Consider the following 19,477-nt stretch of genomic DNA (forward strand, 5'->3'; position numbering starts at 1 on the left):
ACCAAATTCACCGGCGCAGATATCATAGACTGCAGCCTAATCCGATCGCGGCTACAATAGCCGCCCCTGGCACTACAGCAAATGAAAGCGCGGATATTTAAGGAAAGATGACCGATATACAGCCTCTAACTCCCCCCAAATTTCACGGCGATAGCGACCGGCAATTCTGGGGGCAACTACACGGCGCAGCGGCCGCGCTCGCCATTCTCAATGCTGCCCGTAACAGCCAATCCCCTACTCTGCTGGTCACTCGGGACAGCCTTGAAGCGCACCGTTTAGAGGTGCAACTGAAATTTTTTAACAAAGCGCGGAGAGATGAGACCTCACAGAGCGATTTTCAGATCTTCCATTTCCCCGATTGGGAGATCCTCCCCTACGACACCTTCTCTCCCCACCAGGACATTATTTCGGACCGCCTGGCCACTCTCTACCGCCTGCCGCAAATGGGGAGTGGTATCGTCATCGTGCCTGTAAGCACCTTGATGCATCGCCTGCCTCCCAGCGATTACGTAGCCGGCAATGCCCTGATCCTCAATGAGGGGCAACAGTTTGATATCGATATACAGCGCCGCCTGCTTGAACAGGCTGGCTATCACTGTGTAGATACCGTCTACGAACACGGTGAGTTTGCCGTGCGCGGCTCACTCATGGATATTTTCCCCATGGGCAGCCCGCTGCCCTACCGCATCGACCTGTTCGATGATGAGATTGAGTCCCTGCGCACTTTTGATCCAGAAACCCAGCGCACCGTGGACAAGGTGGAAACTATTCACCTACTGCCCGCTAGGGAATTCCCTATGCATAAAGCCGGCCTTTCCGGCTTCCTGCAAAACTGGCATGAACAGTTTCAAGTTGACCCCAGTCTGGCGCCCATTTACCAGGATATCAGTGCAGGCATTGCGCCAGCAGGCATCGAATATTATTTGCCATTATTTTTCGATAATAACTGCGCGAGCCTGTTCGACTACCTACCAGAAAACAGCCAGGCATTTATTCAGGGGAATATTCAAGCACCAGTAGACAGCTTCTGGCGCGAGGTCAGCAACCGCTATGAAAGCCGCCGCGGCGATCTGACCCGTCCGATCCTGCAGCCCCGCCAAATTCTGCTGGATATCGACGAGTTCAACGGTGCACTCAAGTCGATGCCGAGAGCCATTTTCTCCAACGAGACACTGCCCGAGACTCAGGGCAATCACAACTTTGACACCCAGGTGCCACCGACATTACCAGTGGACGGAAAAGCCGAGCAGCCCATGGCAGCCCTGGAGAGTTATTTGATGGAGTATTCCGGGCGGGTACTCTTTTGTGCCGAGAGCGGTGGGCGCCGCGAGGCACTACTTGAGCTACTCAAAGGCATACGCTTATCTCCACCCACCTTTCAAAGCTGGCAAGAGTTCCTTCAAAGCGATAAATCCATCGGCATCACTGTAGCCCCTCTGGATCAGGGGTTACTGCTCAGCGACCCCGCCATCAACCTGATCGCGGAGCCACAGCTGTTTGGCGAACGAGTGCTTCAACAGCGCCGCCGTAAAAAAGCCAAAGATGATGCTGACAATGCAGTCAAAAATTTGGCGGAACTGCGAATCGGAACCCCGGTGGTACATATCGACCACGGCGTGGGGCGCTATCGCGGCCTGCAACATCTTGAAATCGATGGGCAGCCGGCAGAGTTTCTGACCCTGGAATATGCCGATGAGGCCAAACTCTATGTGCCCGTAGCCAGCCTGCACCTGATCAGCCGATACTCCGGGGCTGACGAAGCCCTGGCCCCCTTGCATAAAATGGGCAGTGAGCAGTGGCAAAAGGCCAAACGCAAAGCGGCCGAAAAAGTACGTGATGCCGCCGCCGAGCTTTTAGATATCTACGCCCGCCGGGAAGCCCGTGTCGGCCATGCCTTTGCCGATCCCAAACTGGCTTATCGCGAATTCGCCGCCGGTTTCCCCTTCGAAGAGACCCCGGACCAACAGCAAGCTATCGAAGCCGTGGTCGGCGATATGCTGTCGAAAAAACCCATGGATCGACTAGTGTGTGGCGATGTGGGCTTTGGTAAAACCGAAGTCGCCATGCGTGCAGCCTTTGTCGCCGCCCACGCCGGCAAACAGGTGGCCATGCTGGTTCCCACCACCCTGCTGGCACAGCAGCATTTCCAATCCTTCCAGGATCGCTTTGCCGACTGGCCCATCAATATCGAGGTCATCTCCCGCTTCCGCTCCGGCAAAGAAGTGGACAGCGTGAAAGAGAAAGTAGCGAGCGGCAAGGTGGACATCCTGGTCGGCACCCACAAATTGCTGCAGAGCGATCTGGATTTCAAAAACCTGGGATTGCTGATTATCGACGAGGAGCACCGTTTCGGTGTACGTCAGAAGGAGCGACTCAAGAGCCTGCGCGCGGAGGTGGATATCCTCAACCTAACAGCCACACCGATTCCGCGCACCTTGAATATGGCCATGGCCGGTATTCGAGATCTCTCGGTCATCGCTACCCCACCGGCGCGACGCCTATCGGTAAAGACTTTTGTACGCGAGCGCGACGATGCCCTGGTGAAGGAAGCCATACTGCGGGAGATCCTCCGTGGTGGGCAGGTGTACTTCCTGCATAACGAGGTTAAGAGCATTGAGCGTATAGCCAGGGAACTGCAGGAAATGATTCCCGAGGCCCGTATCGGTATCGGTCACGGCCAGATGCGCGAGCGCGAGCTGGAACAGGTCATGAGTGACTTTTACCACAAGCGCTTCAATGTATTGGTCTGCACCACCATTATCGAGACAGGCATCGACGTCCCAACGGCCAACACTATCCTGATCGAACGTGCGGATAAATTTGGACTGGCCCAGCTACATCAGCTGCGCGGCCGTGTGGGGCGCTCCCACCACCAGGCCTATGCCTATTTACTCACCCCCAACAAACGCTCGATGACAGGCGACGCCATTAAGCGCTTGGAAGCTATCAGCGAAGCCCAGGATCTGGGAGCCGGTTTCACCCTGGCCACCCACGACCTGGAAATCCGCGGTGCCGGCGAGTTACTTGGCGAGGAGCAGAGCGGACAGATTCAGAGCGTGGGCTTCAACCTGTATATGGAGATGCTCGATCGCGCAGTGAAGGCCATCCGCGAGGGGCGCACTCCCAATATCGACGAACCCCTGGAATCCCCGGCGGTAGATGTCAATCTGCGAGTACCGGCACTAATCCCCGAGGATTACCTGCCGGATGTGCACGGCCGCCTGATGATGTATAAACGCATCGCCAATGCCGTCGATCGCCAACAGCTCAAAGAGCTTCAGGTGGAAATGATCGACCGCTTTGGCCTGCTGCCCGAACCGGTAAAACACCTGTTCCGCACCACAGAAATTAAACTGAAGGCGGATAAAATGGGGATTCGCAAGCTGGAGGCCTCCGCTGTCCGCGGCCGCATTGAGTTTGCCGAGAACACCCAGGTAGACCCCCTGACCTTAGTGAAAATGGTGCAGACCCAGCCGGGACGCTATCAACTTGCAGGTGCCAACCAGTTGAACTTCAGCCTCGATGAAGAGGGTCCCGAGCGCAAACTACAGGAAATCAACGAAGTGTTGGAGCGACTGGCCCAGTGATAGCACCCTGCAACCGGTGATGGGGTCGATCGACAGGGGGGCAACCCCCTGCCACAATCCCCCGCACAGATACCCAGTTGTAGAATGCCTCCAGGCCCTGACAACAGACAGATGGAGAAAAGTGGTAAACCCATGACCATAAAAAAGATAGCGCACCTCTGCTCTACCTTGGCCCTGGCGCTCTCCGCCGCGGCCACTCAGGCGGCGAACTATGCCGGCAATACCTTTGAGATCGAGATGATCGTATTCGAGCGCCCCCAAGGCATGGCGCAAACCAGTGAAACCTGGCCAGCAGAGCCCAAGCTCTCATACCCAAGTCGCTGGGTGGATTTCAATACCCGCACACATCGAAAGGAAACCTCTAAAAGCCCGGCGGCCCCCACACTTTCAGAACCTAACGGGTCCACCCACAGCCCTCGCAGAGCTACAGACCTGGACGAAGAGCCTATCGGCTTTGAAACGATGGGACTCAATGGCAACACTACTGACGAGACGCCACTCTCCCGCTTGATGCTTTCCCCGGTAGCCACCAAGCTGGACAACAAGGTTGCCGCACTGGTGAGAGGCGGGGACCGTATTTTGTTTCACAAAGCCTGGCACCAGGTGCTGGAACAAAAGCACAAGTCTCCAGCGATCCTGATTGACGGTGGTGACGCCTATGCTGGGCACCATCAGCTGGAGGGCTCGATCACCTTGAGCGTCTCTCGCTATTTGCACCTAAGTACAAACCTCTGGCTAAGCGACTTTTCAGCTCCGGCATCCGCAAAAGGTATCCGCCTGCCTCTTCATCCCAGAGTCACACCGACAACCTCTATTGAAGAGACCTCCACACGCCTTGCCCATGAAGGAAATAATTCTTTCTCCAATCAAGAGCCGCAAGATGCTCTTAGTCCAGCTGCGGGACAAGAACCAATGACCCTTGATGCTTCGCTTCCAGTTGTCGAACAGCCAATGCATGTTATGCGAGCTGCTCATTTACAACATGAGCGCCGTATGCGAAGTGGCCAGCTGCACTATATTGACCATCCAGCATTTGGCATTCTAATTGAAATTCGCACGGTTGCCGGCATCAAAGAAGAGCCCACCGAAGAAATAAACTCTGACACCCTTTAGAAAACCAGTAGAAAACCAGTAAATAAAAAGCCTGCGAAGCTCTACAAAAAAGCCCCCCTCTTTTATTTTTCTAAAGGGGGGGCACTCCTAATAGAGCACCCACTCAAAAGTTAAAATAAATTAATCCTGTAACAGCCAAAGAATATCCACCAAACCCAACGAGACAATCAAACGAATTTGATTGTTCCTAAGGCAATAAAATTTTTCTATAAGAGTGATTCAGAGGGATCTCAATAGCGAATAGACATACAACTATTAGGAGCAAATGAGGAAATTATCTTCACCTCAACATTGGCCCACCTTCATATTGACTCACCCTAACGCAATTTACTCGAAGCTATTTGCCATATAAGCAAGTGAAAAAATTTAAAAGTAAAACCATAAGCTTTCAAATATCACCCAACAAATACACTGCATCCAATCCCAGCCATTAAAGCGCACATACCATTAAATCGATTTCATATTTATTAAAGCCGTGAAAAAATTTAATTTTTCTGAATATCTCAAGGGGCTAATTATTAGAGAAAACACAACGCGAAACGGAATCGATGTAATTGGTCACACGCGAAAGGCATATCACCTCAGTAAATAGGATAACTGGGCGAAGGGGGGGGGAGATAGAAAAGCGAGCCAAGCAGCCCGCTTTAGAGGCGCTGGCAGAGTTAGCAGCTGGCAACCGCAAACTCTACACGATAACAGTTCTTTCAACGAGCGATCCGAAAATCACTCACAGGGAACAACATCTTCCGCCAGCAGTCCTTTGTCACCTTGTTGCATTTCGAACTCAACCGCTTGCCCCTCGTTAAGGGTTTTATAACCCTCTCCGCGAATGCTGCGATAGTGAACGAAAATATCTTCAGTTCCTTCTCCACAGGTGATGAAGCCATAACCCCGTGCGTTATTGAACCACTTCACTGTACCTGTAACGCGATCACTCATTGAGAAAACCTCATTATTGTTATTGCGCCTACCTCTATTACCTCACTGCTTATTTCGGCAAGAGGGGCAAACGCCACCCCATTGTTAACAAACTGCTCCATGCAGAATGCTATCTTGCTTCACCCTTTTGAGAGATACCCAAAGGGCGTAACCTGATTCTTAGATAAAACAGCGCCAGTGTCTAGGTTTCTATGTGAAATAAATACTACGTTTTTACCACTAGGCATAATTAACCGTCAAAATCCCGATTAAGCTCCATATAAAAACTAAACATTTGTACCTTATCGCACTCCCAATACTCAACTGTCTAACGCGGCTTCACGCGCTAATGAAGGAATATCGGCAATATGAACTGTTGAGGTGGGGAATGCACAGGAGGCGCCATGGCGCTCAATAATATTGAGCACATTCAACAAAACATCCTGTTTGATTTCATGGTACCTCACCCACTCGGTAGTTCTGGTAAAGGTGTATATAAAGAAATCCAGGGATGAGGCAGCAAAACTATTAAAATTAACAATAAGAGTCCGGTTGGCATCTATTTCCGGGTGATGCTGTAACATTTTCTTAACATCAGCAACGATCTGCGCCATCAAATGGGCATCTTTGTAACGGATACCAATAGTTTCAAAAATCCTGCGATTGAGCATCCTTGAAGGATTCTCGACAGATATTTGGGTGAACACGCTGTTGGGCACATAAACCGGTCGCATATCAAAGGTGCGAATACGGGTTAAGCGCCAGCCAATGTCCTCGACGGTGCCCTCTATCTCTTTGTCCGGCGAGCGAATCCAATCGCCGACCGCAAAGGGCCGGTCCAGATAAATCATCAGTCCGCCAAAGAAGTTCGCCAACAAATCCTTAGCGGCAAAGCCAACTGCCAGCCCGCCAATGCCACCAAAGGCCAAAACACCGCTGACGCTATAGCCCAGGAACTGCATAATCACTATACCGGCGGTGATGGCGATCGAAGCCCTCACCAGCTTGCCAATGGCCCTAACCGTGGTGGCATCCATCGGTTTACCAATGTAGCGGGGGTTACACAGGTTGCGTTCCGCACTATGGGAGAAGCGCCAGGCGAACCAGGAGAGCACTAGGATAAGACCTATCTCGCGGGCGGGCTCCGCAAGGGAAAAAATCTCAGACCCCGTTGCTAGGCCCGCACGCTGGGCAGCAACCGTCAGGCCCAGTAGCCAGATTAATACCTGCCCAGGTGGGGAAAGAGCCCCTACCAGCGCATCATCCCAAGGATTGACGGTCTTCTCAGCCCTGGCAGCCAGCTTTTGCACAAAGCGCCCAAAAATCCATGCCGCTAACGCGGAAGTCAATACAATCAAAAAAACAGAGACTATCCAGACCCGGTTATCACCCAGCCAGGACAACAGCACACTCTCTACGGACTCCACGATTCCCCCTCCACTCATAAAGCTGACTCCACTCCACCCAAATAGGCTTCAGTCGGGTTAAAAGCCAGCACATCTCAATTACTGCATTATTGAAGCTAACCAACTGTGCGTTCTACGCCAGCGCTCACTATTTTCAAGTTCCGCCCAGGAGGTGATTGAAGGCTTGCCGCGCATCGCTTTCAGACGTTCACTGGACTCCGCTGCGGGCTTAAAGTTCTGTAGCCCGGCGAGGGACTCTAGAGCCCCGGCACGATTGTTACAGACCACCCCCATATCACAACCCGCCTCCAGTGCAGCTCGGATCCTCTCTCCATAACCTCCGGCTACACCCGCCCCCTCCATCGACAGATCGTCACTAAAGATGATTCCATTAAACCCGAGCCGCCCCCGCAAAATATCCCTCAGCCAGTATCGGGAAAAACCCACGGGCTGACTATCAATGTTGACGAAGCGAATGTGGGCAGGCATCACAGCATCCAGTTCACCAATACCAATAAGCTCAATGAAGGGCAAGGCATCGGAATCCATAACCCGCTCCAGAGTCCGCTCATCCTCTGGAAGCTCCACATGACTGTCTTCCAATACATGGCCATGCCCGGGAAAATGCTTGCCAGTTGAGGCCATACCGGCCTCATGCATTCCTTGAATGAATGGCCTCGCAATAGCTGCCAAGCGGCCGGGGTCTGGACAAAAACTGCGATCTCCAATAACCCGGCTATGGCTATCATCCGCATCCAAAACGGGGGTAAAACTGAAGTCCACCCCTACAGCCAGTAGCTCCGCAGCCAGCAGCCAGCCCACATCCTGCAACTGCGTTGCAGATGCTTCTGCAGATAATTTCTGCATGGAAGGCAGGCGAGTAAAGCCCTCACGAAACCGCTGGACCCGTCCCCCCTCCTGGTCAACAGCCAGGAGAATCTCCGGACGTATAGATCGAATATCCGTAATCAACGCCTGCAGCTGATTGCGGTCCCGGTAATTGTGCGCAAAGAAAATCAAGCCGCCCACAAGCGGGTGACGTAAGAGCTCACAATCCTCATTGGTGAGCTCCTGCCCCTCAATATCAATCATCACTGGTCCAAGTGATGCGGACATATCCAATTCCTCTTATATTCACCAGCTCTATGGCTTAACTGGCCTCCACCTTCAGCATCGCAGAAGCGGCCGGCACAAGACGCTCCAGGGTTTCCGGCAAACTGCTCTGAGCACCAAAATCCTCTCTCAGAATAGCCTCTATGGCATCGTAGCTCGACAAGGTGAAGATAGTGGCTCCCAGCATGAAATACAGGCGCCAGTAGAACGTAACGGGGTCAACCCCTGGTAAGGCCTCAGCCAGCAGGCCGGCAAAGCGCCGGTAACTTTCACCGTAACGAGACACTATAAAGCGACGTAAGTGCCCCTGAAACTGTGTGTAGGCCAATCCCAACAGACGCATAAAGCGCTGCGGATCGAGCCCTCGCTCACTCAAACTGCCCAGCCCCACCCTGTAAAGGCTTTCTAATAGCCCCTCTACTCTAAGCGGCTGGCCAGAAGCAATACGTCGGTCGAGCTCTGACTCTAAAGCCTCGGTAAATGGGGTCAAAAAGCGTTCAAAGACCGCCTGGATCAGCTCTTTTTTTGAGCCAAAGTGGTAATTGACTGCCGCCAGGTTAACACCTGCTGTGCTCGTAATCGTTCTGAGAGAAGTTTCCGTAAAACCGCGCTCGGCAAATAGCACTTCAGCTGCGTCCAGTATCCGGCTGACGGTGTCCGTCTGGCTCATATATCAAACCATCATTTAAAACAGTTGTTTAACTCTGGCCAGATTAGCATATTCCTCTGCCAGTCCAACTGTACAAAACACCTTTAGGGGTTCGGATCGCTTATCACCATCATGCAAGCGCCTGCGGACAGAAAATTCCTCATAGTTGAAACTGACGTATTGCTACATCGTTCAAGAGGTAATACCCACTGGTGCAGAACAACTGCTAATGCCTCCGTCTGAATACTGCAACTTTAAGATAAGCGCTTTGAGAAGCTACCCGATAGATAGAGGGTCCAAGAAAGGTTAAATCAACTCAGAGACATGAATTCATGAACACATGAACACATGAACAAAAGAAACGGCCGGGGCACCTCATCTTTGCGGCCCAAGTCCATCTGAATTGCAGCTATCAATTAAAAATACAACCTTTAAGGCAGAGCTGAAATACCCTACGAAACAGCCATAAATTGAAAAAATTTAATCTGTAGCGACAAACCACTTCGCAGCATTCACTTTTTTTGACTAATCGATAATTGTTCTCCTGCAAGCTTTTTTAGTGCTGCCCTATCAATTTTGCCAGTGGGATTGAGAGGCATACTATCCAGGATTATGATCACTTCAGGGGCCTTGTAACCGACACGCTCTCTCGCACAATCAATAACATCCTCAACACTTGGCGCAGGTACACCGCTCTTCAGCGTGATAAAAGCCCACACATCCTCTCCATGAACATCATTGTGAACGCCAACTACTCCAGCGAGATCAACCGCTGGATGCGCCATAACAGCTTCTTCAATTTCCTGGGGTGAGAGGCTTGAGCCATCTCGGACAATAATCTGCTTTTTTCGACCACGAAACCAAAAATAACCATGAGAATCGACACGCATAATATCACCGGTATCAAACCAGCCATTCTCAAGCACCGCTCGAGTTACTCCAGAATTAGCCCAATAACCAGTCATCACCGGCGCTCCACTGAGCCAGAGGTTACCATCTATATCAGAGGCAACCTCCCTCCCCTCGCCATCACGTAAGCAAGCAATATAACCTGGAGAAACTTTACCAACGGACCCAGCCTTCTCTATTGAGCTGGAAGGATTGAAAAGGCAATCTGGAGCCTCTGTGAGCCCGTAAGTCTCCTGGATCATCAGACCAGTCTTGCGGACAAATTCAACTGCAAGATTGAGCGGAAATTTATCACCACCAGTAACACACAATCGAAGTGACGCGAAGTCTTCACGCCTTGCATCATGGTTGCGCTCCATCGAGATAAAAGCTGCGGGAATCATCACCAGCACAGTTGGCCGGTGAGATCGCAATAAGGAAAGAATTTCTGGCCCCTCAAAACTTTGAGGAATGACAACCATTGCACCTACAGAAAATGCAGCCATGGCTGTTGAAAGTGACCCCACATGTGCAATAGAGGCTCCAGGTAAAACAACATCATTGTGTGATAGATTTAAAGCAGCAGCGAAACTTGCCACAACAGACCCAAAAGAAAACTGACTGTGTGTGACACCCTTCGGCTCTCCGGTACTGCCGGATGTAAAGAAAAGGAATGCACAATCCTCTAAATCTGATGAAGGAGGCCCAACCGCAGGCAATCCAGAATCAACCAAACTTTCAAAATTCCAGGTATTTTCAAGAGCACTCTCAAAAATAAGAATACCTTTACTCAATCCGCCAACAGATTTATTAGATCGAATATCCTCTCTACGCTCCTCACCTACGCACAAGGCTACTGCGCCACTCACTTCAAGAGCACGATCAATTTCGGCTGAGGTGTAGCGATAGTTTAATGGAATTGCAACTAGCCCTAGCTTGATGCATGAGAGAAAAAAAATAAGCATTTCGCCTCGGTTCGGCATCAAAGACGCAAACCTTTCACCTCGACGAAAACCCTTCGCTGCCAGCCTCTCAGCCAAAGTATCAATATCACTTTGCAATTCTCGCCAGGTCCACGCTCGACTGCCGCAAAGTAGCGCTATCTCATCTGGCTTACTGTCTAGAGCGACCTGTAAGAGATTCTTCAAGTTCGCGGGCTTTGGTAGGGGGTCTCCATAAATCGGCACAGTTTGGCGTCCTATTTAGAATACAGGCTAGCTAATAAGTAAAAATACCCCTAATTACAAGCGATCAAATATAAGAATAATAGCAGGCTCATTAATCAGCCTGACACGCATTACAAACCGCTGAAACTAGCATCTGGTGATCAAAGGGGAGTATACGATGGGCAATAGCTCAGAATAATCAAAGCCCCAAAATAGAGAACCCGCAGAGTGTTTGACTAGCTCTGAAAACTTACTAGAGCAATAGCCAAACCTCTTTGCCCCAACAAAAATTTACAATTTTTAAATTATTTTTGACTGGCTTTTGCCCGCAAATACTTCAAAATCAAGTGTACAGCCTCCTCGACAGTATCCACGATATGGAATAAATCAAGATCACCTGAATCAATACAACCCTTTTCCAGCACTGTATCCACTAACCAATTGTACAACCCACCCCAATAGCGCTCCCCAACCAGCACTATAGGAAATCGCCTTACTTTTTGTGTTTGCACAAGTGTTAAGGCTTCAAACAATTCATCCAGAGTACCGTAGCCCCCAGCTAGGCCAACAAAACCGGCGGCATGCTTAACAAACATAAATTTCCGCACAAAGAAATAACGAAAGTTCAAACTTATATCCTGATACGGATTGGCTGCCTGCTCAAAAGGGAGTTCAATATTTAATCCAATTGAGGGGCCAGACTGCCCAAAAGCCCCTCGATTACACGCCTCCATAAGACCTGGGCCACCACCGGTGATTACCGGTATCCCCTCGGCAGCCAAAAGCCCTCCAAGCTTTACTCCCTGCTGGTATTCCAAACTATCCTCTGTGAAACGCGCGCCACCAAAAACCGTTACAGCCCCTTTTAGTGCAATTAGACGCTCAATCCCGTCAACTAATTCCGACTGTATACGCAGAACCCTCCAAGCCTCGGGCATCTTTGCATCAAGCATTATTGTTCTCCCTTGTTCTCTCGTGCTGTCAGCTCTTTCAACTACTCTTTTTTTCACTCATTCTTTTCTTAATCAATGTAGCAGCTTGAATCGAGGCAAGGGGCGGGTTTGCGCAAACCTAAAATCTGTATATAATCCCAGCAACTGTATAAAAATACAGAAACTCTAGGTAAATCTATGACCAATCTCACCGCACGTCAGACTCAAGTATTAGAGCTGATCAAAACCTACCTGGATGACACAGGCTACCCCCCCACCCGCGCAGAAATTGCCCAGGAACTGGGCTTTCGCTCACCCAATGCCGCAGAGGAACACCTCAAAGCATTGGCGAGAAAAGGGGCCATTGAGATGGTCGCCGGCGCCTCCAGGGGCATTCGAATTCCAGATCACCAATCCGGTCTTCCCATCGTAGGACGTGTCGCTGCAGGCCACCCTATCCTGGCCACAGAGCATATTGAGGATTATTGCGACCTGCCCGCCAGCTTCTTTCACCCGCCAGCAGATTATTTACTCAGGGTGCACGGCATGAGTATGCGCAACGCAGGTATTCTCGATGGGGACCTGCTGGCCGTACAGAAAACCGAGCAAGTCAGAAATGGGCAGATTGTGGTTGCCCGGATTGATGATGAAGTAACTGTTAAACGCTTCCGCCGCAAAGGCAATCAGGCAACTGTGCAACTACTACCCGAAAACGAAGACTTTGAGACTATCCAGGTGGATATGCGGGATAAGAACTTTGTAATTGAAGGGCTCGCGGTGGGCGTGATTCGCCAAACCCCTTAAGAATAAACAGTTTACCAATGTCCATATACAACAACAGCGGCTCTAAGCCGCTGTTGAAACACTTTTACCTGCTCACCTTACCATAGATTAGATCAATGAATCGTATGGTTAACCGGCATTGATTCTTCCTCTTCGAAGTAACCAGGCTCCAGGTCGTCAAGATTCTGCACAGCTTCTATGCCCGCTTCCAGCATTGCCCTAGCCACCGCTACTTTGTGCTTACGTAAAAATTGGAGACTCTCGGCTGAGAAACGAATACTCACCAGAGGGGCCTCCTCGTGACCGGCGCGGCGCAGAGCCACATCGCCATTGGCCAACTCGATAATCTCAAAAGTTTCGGAGGACATTAGCTTTCCCTTCACTGCACATCAGTTTGCGCCCAGTGTACCACAGGCAATTTAGAAGTTTCAGTGGGTGCAAACAGATAGACAGAAAGGGAGCGAGGAGCCCTCAGCACTCCTCAAGATTGGCACGCTGCCTGCGTACCAACTCACTTAATGCAGCGTGCCATTTGAGCAGCACTTCGAAGGAAAGATCAACAGCTACAGGGCCCGCGACATTGTGCGCTGGTATCAGATTGCCACCCTGCCCCTTATCTTCCGCAAGCGGAGGTAGCCGCAAGAGTTGATGCCATGCGCGTAAAAACTCGCTCAGCCAACTCCCCGGCTCTGAGACCAACAACTGCAATTCCCTTACTTCAACACTGGCTTTCCCCTGGTTATGCAGACTATCCACAATAACCTGTAGGGACTCAGGCTCAAACCCCAGTTGCAATTGATGGGAAAGCTCAGCCAGGAAAGCCCGGTAAGCTTTCCACAATTGCAACAGGGCACCTTCCTCAAGAGCCATTCGCTGAATAGCAGAGTCAAAACTACTGGTGGCAAGCAGTTGGCTCTTGCGTAGCGCGGATGTAACCAGACCAGTGTAGGGATTGCTCATTTACTTTTTTGCCGCCACTTTCTTCGCTGCAGGCTTTTTCTTAGCCGCTGTGGACTTACTTGCCGCCTCAACCTTCCAGGCGCCATCCCGATAGAAAGCTTTCCAACCCGTCGCCTTTCCATCCTCCTCGGACTGGACATATTGCTCTTGGGTCTTGCGACTGAAGCGAACCACGGTATCCCGCCCCTGATCATCCTGTGCAGGTGCAGAGAACAAGAAACTGTACTTGGGATCGATCTCACTTTGGTGAGGTAGCAACTCTTTGACCAGCGGTGCACGGGTTTCACGGTTTTTCGGGAACTGACTGGCAGCCAGGAATAACCCGGAGGCGCCATCACGGAGGATGTAATGGTCTTCAACCTTCTGGCATGCCAACTCAGGCATGGGCACCGGATCCATCTTCGGTGGTGCCGGCTGGCCATTCTTCAACAGCTTACGGGTGTTCTTACAAGCTTCATTAGTGCAGCCAAAATATTTACCAAAGCGGCCAGACTTCAGCTGCATATCGCTTCCGCATTTATCACACTCAATAATCGGGCCATCATAACCTTTGATTTTGAACGTGCCCTGCTCCACCTCGTATCCATTACAGTCCGGATTGTTACCACAGATATGCAGTTTGCGATGTTCATCGAGCAGATAGCTATCCATCGCCGTGCCGCACTTGGGACAACGGCGCTTCTCCCGCAGCTGACGGGTTTCTGCATCCTCATCCTTATCTGCGTCTATCGCCTCATCACCGGAAACCAGATTCATTGTATTGGTGCAGCGCTCCTTGGGAGGCAGCGCATAACCAGAGCACCCCAGGAAAACACCGGTAGAACCCGTGCGAATCTGCATATGGCGGCCGCACTTACCGCATTCAATATCGGTATCCGTCGGCGTGTTGCGACGCATACCCGCATCGCTGGACTGAGCCTTTTCCAGTCGCGAAGAGAAGTCCTGATAAAACTCATCAAGCAGCTGCTTCCAACCCTTATCGCCGTCGGCGACCGCATCCAGAGATTCCTCCAGGTTTGCAGTAAAACCGTAGTCCATCAGGTTTTTAAAACTTTCACTGAGACGGTCGGTGACAATATCACCCATTTTTTCCGCATAAAAACGGCGGTTCTCTAGCCGCACATAGCCACGATCCTGGATAGTGGAAATGATTGAGGCATAGGTGGAGGGTCGGCCAATACCCCGCTTCTCCAGCTCTTTTACCAGGGCTGCCTCACTGAAGCGAGCTGGCGGTTTCGTAAAGTGCTGTTTCGGGTCTAGCTGCTCTAGTGAGAGCTTTTCACCCACCTTCACATCAGGCAGTACTAGATCCTCATCTTTTTTACCTGCCGGAGGCGCGACCTTGAGAAAGCCATCAAAGCGAATCACCCGGCCGCGAGCACGCAACTCAAATTCACCAGCGCTCACCACAATAGAGGTTGAAGTGTATTTCGCCGGGGTCATTTGACAGGCAACAAACTGTTGCCAAATCAGGTTGTAGAGCCGCTCTGCATCGCGCTCCATACCGGAAAGCATATTAGGGGCGACACGGACATCGGAGGGGCGTATTGCCTCGTGCGCTTCTTGCGCCCCCTCTTTGCTGCTATAGCTATTGGGATTTTCCGGTAAATACTTATCGCCGAAATTCTCACCGATATATTGCCGGGCCGACTCAACCGCTTCTTTACTCAAATTAGTCGAATCGGTACGCATGTAGGTGATATGACCAGCTTCGTAGAGGCGCTGCGCTAGGGTCATAGTTTTCTTAACACTAAAGCCAAGGCGATTGCTTGCCGCCTGCTGTAGCGTAGAAGTAATAAAAGGAGCCCCTGGCTTGGAGCTCGTGGGCTTGTCATCACGAGCACTGACAACAAACTCACTGCCCTGCAACAATTTAACCGCGCTTTTCGCGTCGACTTCATTGGTGGGGCGGAAAGCTTCTCCAGCCTGCTTTTTAACTTCAAGGCGGAGCTTGTTCGCTTTGTTTGTGGCGGTATCGGCAAAGAGCGTCCAGTACTCTTCCGGGATAAAGGCGCGAATTTCACGCTCGCGCTCAACCACCAATCGCACGGCTACCGATTGCACCCGACCGGCGGAAAGGCCGCGGGCAACCTTTTCCCACAACAGCGGGGACACCATATAGCCCACGATGCGATCGAGAAAACGACGGGCCTGCTGAGCATGAACCCGATTGATATTCAGGCGGCCGGGGTCTTTGAAAGCCTCCTGAATTGCCGATTTGGTAATCTCATTGAAAACTACCCGGCGATAACGATCATCATTGCCACCAATGGCTTCGCGCAAGTGCCAGGCGATGGCCTCTCCCTCGCGGTCCAAGTCCGTTGCCAGGTAAATGTGGTCGGCATTCTCGGCAAGTTTCTGCAACTCGCTGACCACCTTCTCTTTACCCGGTAGGATTTCATAGTGAGCCTGCCAGCCATTATCTGGGTCGATACCCATGCGCTTGATCAGTTGCTCACGATTTTTCTTACGCTTGTAGACCTCTTTCGCCTCAGGCGAAAGTTTACGGGTCTCAGCCGCACGTCTTGCCCGCTCTTTTGCATCAACGGGCTGTTTGTTGCCGCCACCAGTTGGCAAATCGCGAATATGACCGACGCTGGACTTAACCACAAAGTCCTTGCCGAGATATTTATTGATAGTTTTCGCTTTGGCCGGCGATTCGACGATGACCAGTGATTTACCCATAAGCCTTTGATTTCAAATGAAAAATTTACTGCTATCCGAAGCATTTCAGACCCGTAGTTCGGGCCCGCGCTGCGCGAATATATAAGCTCCACTAGGGGCGGGGTCAAGGGAAGCTGACAATTTTTGCTGTCGATTCGCCAAATTTCACCACCCAAAAGGAGCAAAATTGTGACATTTTTCCCTATTTGGGCAGCCTTCTAAAACGCCTGCCACCCTAGTCCTCAGGGAGCTTGATCGGATTGGTCCTGCGCACTGCTTCCTCTATTAATGGTGCGTACTCCGCCAAACTGTCAGACAGCTGTGAAAAAGCCTTTACCCCACCGTTCTCTTGCCATTGCACCCCCAATCCGACATCGGTAGCGATAATCGCACAGCAATCTGACGGCAAACTATCCACTAACTGATGTAAGTACTGCCATGCCGTCTGGGGCGCCTTAACGCTATTACTCCAATCCCAATTGCCGGCAAAGTTCATCTCATGATTGATGCGCTGGCGCTGCAGCGCCCAGCCAACCTGCAGGCGCTTTCGATCATTCCATCGGTAGCAATATACCGCTGCGGTCCCCTCTCCCAGTGCCGCAGGTAAGGTCTGGATTTGCACGGTAATACCCGCCTTAGCTGCACGCCCTCGCAAATCCGCCAAGCGGCTATCGCGCTGATTGGGCTTCAGCCACATCACAGGCCCTAGTACCAGGGCAATAGCAAAGCCAATAATAATTACCGGTAGCCACTCGGACATGTCGGTTCCTTACGATGATGAAAAAGCGGCCTATTCTGCGACGCCCTATATGATCCATGTCAAACAGTTTTTTTTACGGTAGACTGAAAATGGCTGTCGCAGGAGGCCCCTCAGGGCAAAAATAAAAGACAGGAGTTAATGGAATATGGCGAAATATCAACGAATTTTGGTGGGGTTGGACCTCTCGGAAGAGTCGTCACAGGTTATAGAGAAAGCAGCGACTCTCGCTGAAGCTTTCAACGCTGAAATCTGCTTAATGCATGCGATTGAACCCCTGACATTTGCCTACGGTGGAGATATCCCCATGGATTTGTCGGAGGTGCAAGACCAACTGCAAAGACAAGCCAAGGAACAACTGCACAAAGCGGCCCTACCGCTGAATATCCCTGCTGAGCGTCAGCATGTTATTTTGGGGCAGCCATCCACCGAGATACACCGCTTAGCCAAAGATCTCGACATAGACCTTATCGTAATCGGCAGCCACGGGCGCCACGGGCTGGCGTTGCTTCTCGGCTCAACATCTAATGGCGTTCTTCACGGAGCCAAGTGCGATGTTTTAGCCGTTAGAGTTTATGTAGAGGAAGAGTGAGCACCTCTCCTTTACAGCACAAGAGGTGGTGCTAAGCACCACCTCTTCCAAACACACAAACCTTATTCATCGCCTCCTTCCAACTCCGACCAACGATCGAAAGCGGTCTCTAATTGGGCTTGTTTCTCTGCAAGTGCATTCAATCGGCTCTGCACTTCGGCTTGCTCCTGCTGATAAAAAGCAGGATCGGCCACCTCGGCCTCAATAGCGCCAATTTCCTCTTCAAGCTGCTCAATCAAAGCCGGCAGGCTGTCCAGTTCACGCTGCAATTTATAGCTGAGCTTCTTTTTCTTAATCTGCGACTTATCCGCTTCAGCCGGCTTGGGTTTTACCTTAGCCTCAGGAACCTCTTTCTCCTTCACCTCCTGCTCGAAACGACCTCCTTGGCGAATGAAGTCGGCATAACCACCGACATACTCACGGATGCGACCATCCCCCTCAAAAGCCAGACACGAATCCACAACATTGTCGAGAAAAGCGCGATCGTGGCTGACTAATATCACAGTGCCACTGAACTCCAACAGCAATTGCTCAAGCAGCTCCAGGGTTTCAACATCCAAGTCATTAGTCGGTTCATCGAGCACCAAAATATTGGCTGGTTGACTGAACAATTTTGCCAGGAGAGCTCTGTTGCGCTCACCTCCACTCAAGGCACCGACCTTGGTACGCGCTTTCAAACCGCTAAAGAGAAAGTCCGACAAATAAGACATGATATGGCGACTCTTACCGCCAATGGTGACCGAATCGCGCCCCTCGGCAACATTGTCCAGCACGGTGAGCTCAGGATTAAGCTGGTCTCTACGCTGGTCAAAGTAGGCGACCTGCTGTTTGGTGCCCAAACGGACATTTCCGGACTGCGGCTGGAGATCTCCAAGCAGCACTCGGATCAGTGTGCTTTTGCCGACACCATTGGGGCCAATCAACCCCACCTTATCGCCGCGCATCAAGGTAAATGAGAGGTTGCGGATTAGGGGAGCCTCATTGGGGTAGGCAAAGGTAACATTGCTCAGCTCGGCCACCAGCTTACCGGACACTTCGCCACTATCGAGGGACATCCGGGCAATACCCTGCTGCGTACGGCGCGCCTCCCGCTGGCGCCTAAGTCCCTGTAAAGCACGCACACGCCCCTCGTTACGGGTGCGTCTTGCCTTAATCCCCTGGCGAATCCAGGCCTCCTCCTGGGCTAACTTTTTATCGAATAGCGCCTCATTTCTGGCCTCTTCTTCTAAAAGTTTTTCCTTTTCCTCCTGGTATCGCTCAAATTCGCAGCGAAAAACACGCAGGTACCCCCGATCCAGATCCCACACTGTGCGGGACAAGCGCTGTGCCAAAGCACGGTCGTGACTGACGAATAGTAAGGCCCCTCTAAAAGTATCGAGAAAACCTTCCAGCCACTCCACTGCGGCAATATCCAAGTGGTTGGTGGGCTCATCGAGAATAAGTAGGTCTGGCTCTGTAACCAATGCCCGGGCAAGAGCTGCGCGGCGCTGCCAGCCACCAGAGAGATCGGCCACCAATTCATCCGGATTCAATCCGAGACGATCGAGTACACTGTCGACTCTGGGCAAGAGTTCCCAGCCGTGCTCTGCTTCAATTTTGCTCTGCAGCTCAGCCGTAGGGGTTTGCCGATAGCCGGCCAACACCCTTCCTATAGGCCCCAAACCCTCGGCCACATAGCAATAGACAGTGTCGAGACAGTCCGCAGGCAGCTCCTGCTCAAGAGTTGCCATCACCATCCCGCTAGCGCGAACGATCTCCCCTGCATCAGGGTCCACCTGCCCGGCAATCAAACGCAACAGGCTGGACTTACCCTCCCCATTGCGCCCCACAAGACAAATACGATCACCCCGCTCAATTTTTGCACTGGCATTATCAGCAAGAATTTGGGCCCCGTAACGCAGACTGACCCCATCCAATAGAAGCAACATAATTAGGCACTACAATTAACA

15 protein-coding genes are annotated in these 19,477 nt (G+C 51.4%); 4 read left to right on the forward strand and 11 right to left on the reverse strand.

Annotated features, from left to right (window positions below; all coding sequences use genetic code 11):
• Nucleotides 1-107 precede the first annotated feature (107 nt).
• The gene (gene mfd / locus ACXAFI_RS10280) at nt 108-3,587 is read left to right on the forward strand and encodes a transcription-repair coupling factor (protein ID WP_475108718.1); all 3,480 of its coding nucleotides are present in this window, start codon (nt 108-110) and stop codon (nt 3,585-3,587) included.
• 132 nt (nt 3,588-3,719) lie between these two features.
• The gene (locus tag ACXAFI_RS10285) at nt 3,720-4,700 is read left to right on the forward strand and encodes a CsiV family protein (protein ID WP_475108719.1); all 981 of its coding nucleotides are present in this window, start codon (nt 3,720-3,722) and stop codon (nt 4,698-4,700) included.
• Between the two features lie 723 nt (nt 4,701-5,423).
• On the opposite strand, the gene ACXAFI_RS10290 is transcribed toward ACXAFI_RS10285, so the two are convergent.
• The 6 genes from ACXAFI_RS10290 to ACXAFI_RS10315 form a co-directional block, all read right to left on the reverse strand.
• Nucleotides 5,424-5,639: a cold-shock protein gene (locus ACXAFI_RS10290; RefSeq protein ID WP_020413094.1), complete on the reverse strand. Its 216-nt coding sequence runs from the start codon at nt 5,637-5,639 to the stop codon at nt 5,424-5,426.
• Between the two features lie 299 nt (nt 5,640-5,938).
• The gene (locus tag ACXAFI_RS10295; RefSeq protein WP_172975356.1) at nt 5,939-7,063 is read right to left on the reverse strand and encodes a mechanosensitive ion channel family protein; all 1,125 of its coding nucleotides are present in this window, start codon (nt 7,061-7,063) and stop codon (nt 5,939-5,941) included.
• Between the two features lie 60 nt (nt 7,064-7,123).
• A complete protein-coding gene (nagZ, locus tag ACXAFI_RS10300; protein ID WP_475108720.1) occupies nt 7,124-8,140 on the reverse strand; it encodes a beta-N-acetylhexosaminidase in 1,017 nt (338 codons plus the stop codon).
• 34 nt (nt 8,141-8,174) lie between these two features.
• Nucleotides 8,175-8,807 (reverse strand): TetR/AcrR family transcriptional regulator, encoded by a 633-nt coding sequence (locus tag ACXAFI_RS10305; RefSeq protein ID WP_475108721.1) that lies wholly within the window; start codon nt 8,805-8,807, stop codon nt 8,175-8,177.
• 491 nt (nt 8,808-9,298) lie between these two features.
• Complete coding sequence (locus tag ACXAFI_RS10310; RefSeq protein ID WP_475108722.1) at nt 9,299-10,861, reverse strand: class I adenylate-forming enzyme family protein; 1,563 nt, start codon at nt 10,859-10,861, stop codon at nt 9,299-9,301.
• Nucleotides 10,862-11,145: 284 nt separating this feature from the next.
• A complete protein-coding gene (locus ACXAFI_RS10315) occupies nt 11,146-11,850 on the reverse strand; it encodes an LOG family protein (protein ID WP_475108723.1) in 705 nt (234 codons plus the stop codon).
• Between the two features lie 120 nt (nt 11,851-11,970).
• On the opposite strand from ACXAFI_RS10315, the gene lexA reads away from it, so the two are divergent.
• Nucleotides 11,971-12,576: a transcriptional repressor LexA gene (gene lexA / locus ACXAFI_RS10320; protein ID WP_152453258.1), complete on the forward strand. Its 606-nt coding sequence runs from the start codon at nt 11,971-11,973 to the stop codon at nt 12,574-12,576.
• Nucleotides 12,577-12,668: 92 nt separating this feature from the next.
• Here lexA and ACXAFI_RS10325 read toward each other — a convergent pair whose 3' ends face one another.
• The 4 genes from ACXAFI_RS10325 to ACXAFI_RS10340 all read right to left on the reverse strand — a co-directional run bounded on the left by ACXAFI_RS10325 (nt 12,669) and on the right by ACXAFI_RS10340 (nt 16,939).
• A complete protein-coding gene (locus tag ACXAFI_RS10325; RefSeq protein WP_475108724.1) occupies nt 12,669-12,923 on the reverse strand; it encodes a hypothetical protein in 255 nt (84 codons plus the stop codon).
• A gap of 103 nt (nt 12,924-13,026) precedes the next feature.
• Nucleotides 13,027-13,515 carry a DUF6586 family protein gene (locus tag ACXAFI_RS10330; RefSeq protein WP_475108725.1) on the reverse strand — a complete coding sequence of 163 codons (489 nt, stop codon included), beginning with the start codon at nt 13,513-13,515 and terminating at the stop codon, nt 13,027-13,029.
• Complete coding sequence (topA, locus tag ACXAFI_RS10335; RefSeq protein WP_475108726.1) at nt 13,516-16,200, reverse strand: type I DNA topoisomerase; 2,685 nt, start codon at nt 16,198-16,200, stop codon at nt 13,516-13,518.
• A gap of 214 nt (nt 16,201-16,414) precedes the next feature.
• Nucleotides 16,415-16,939, reverse strand: coding sequence for a hypothetical protein (locus ACXAFI_RS10340; protein WP_475108727.1), 525 nt, complete (start codon nt 16,937-16,939; stop codon nt 16,415-16,417).
• Nucleotides 16,940-17,084: 145 nt separating this feature from the next.
• Here ACXAFI_RS10340 and ACXAFI_RS10345 point away from each other — a divergent pair, with 145 nt between their 5' ends.
• Complete coding sequence (locus ACXAFI_RS10345) at nt 17,085-17,528, forward strand: universal stress protein (RefSeq protein ID WP_475108728.1); 444 nt, start codon at nt 17,085-17,087, stop codon at nt 17,526-17,528.
• 62 nt (nt 17,529-17,590) lie between these two features.
• On the opposite strand, the gene ACXAFI_RS10350 is transcribed toward ACXAFI_RS10345, so the two are convergent.
• Complete coding sequence (locus tag ACXAFI_RS10350; RefSeq protein ID WP_475108729.1) at nt 17,591-19,456, reverse strand: ATP-binding cassette domain-containing protein; 1,866 nt, start codon at nt 19,454-19,456, stop codon at nt 17,591-17,593.
• Nucleotides 19,457-19,477: the final 21 nt, after the last annotated feature.

It is taken from the genome of Microbulbifer sp. ABH2_005 (assembly GCF_056160005.1).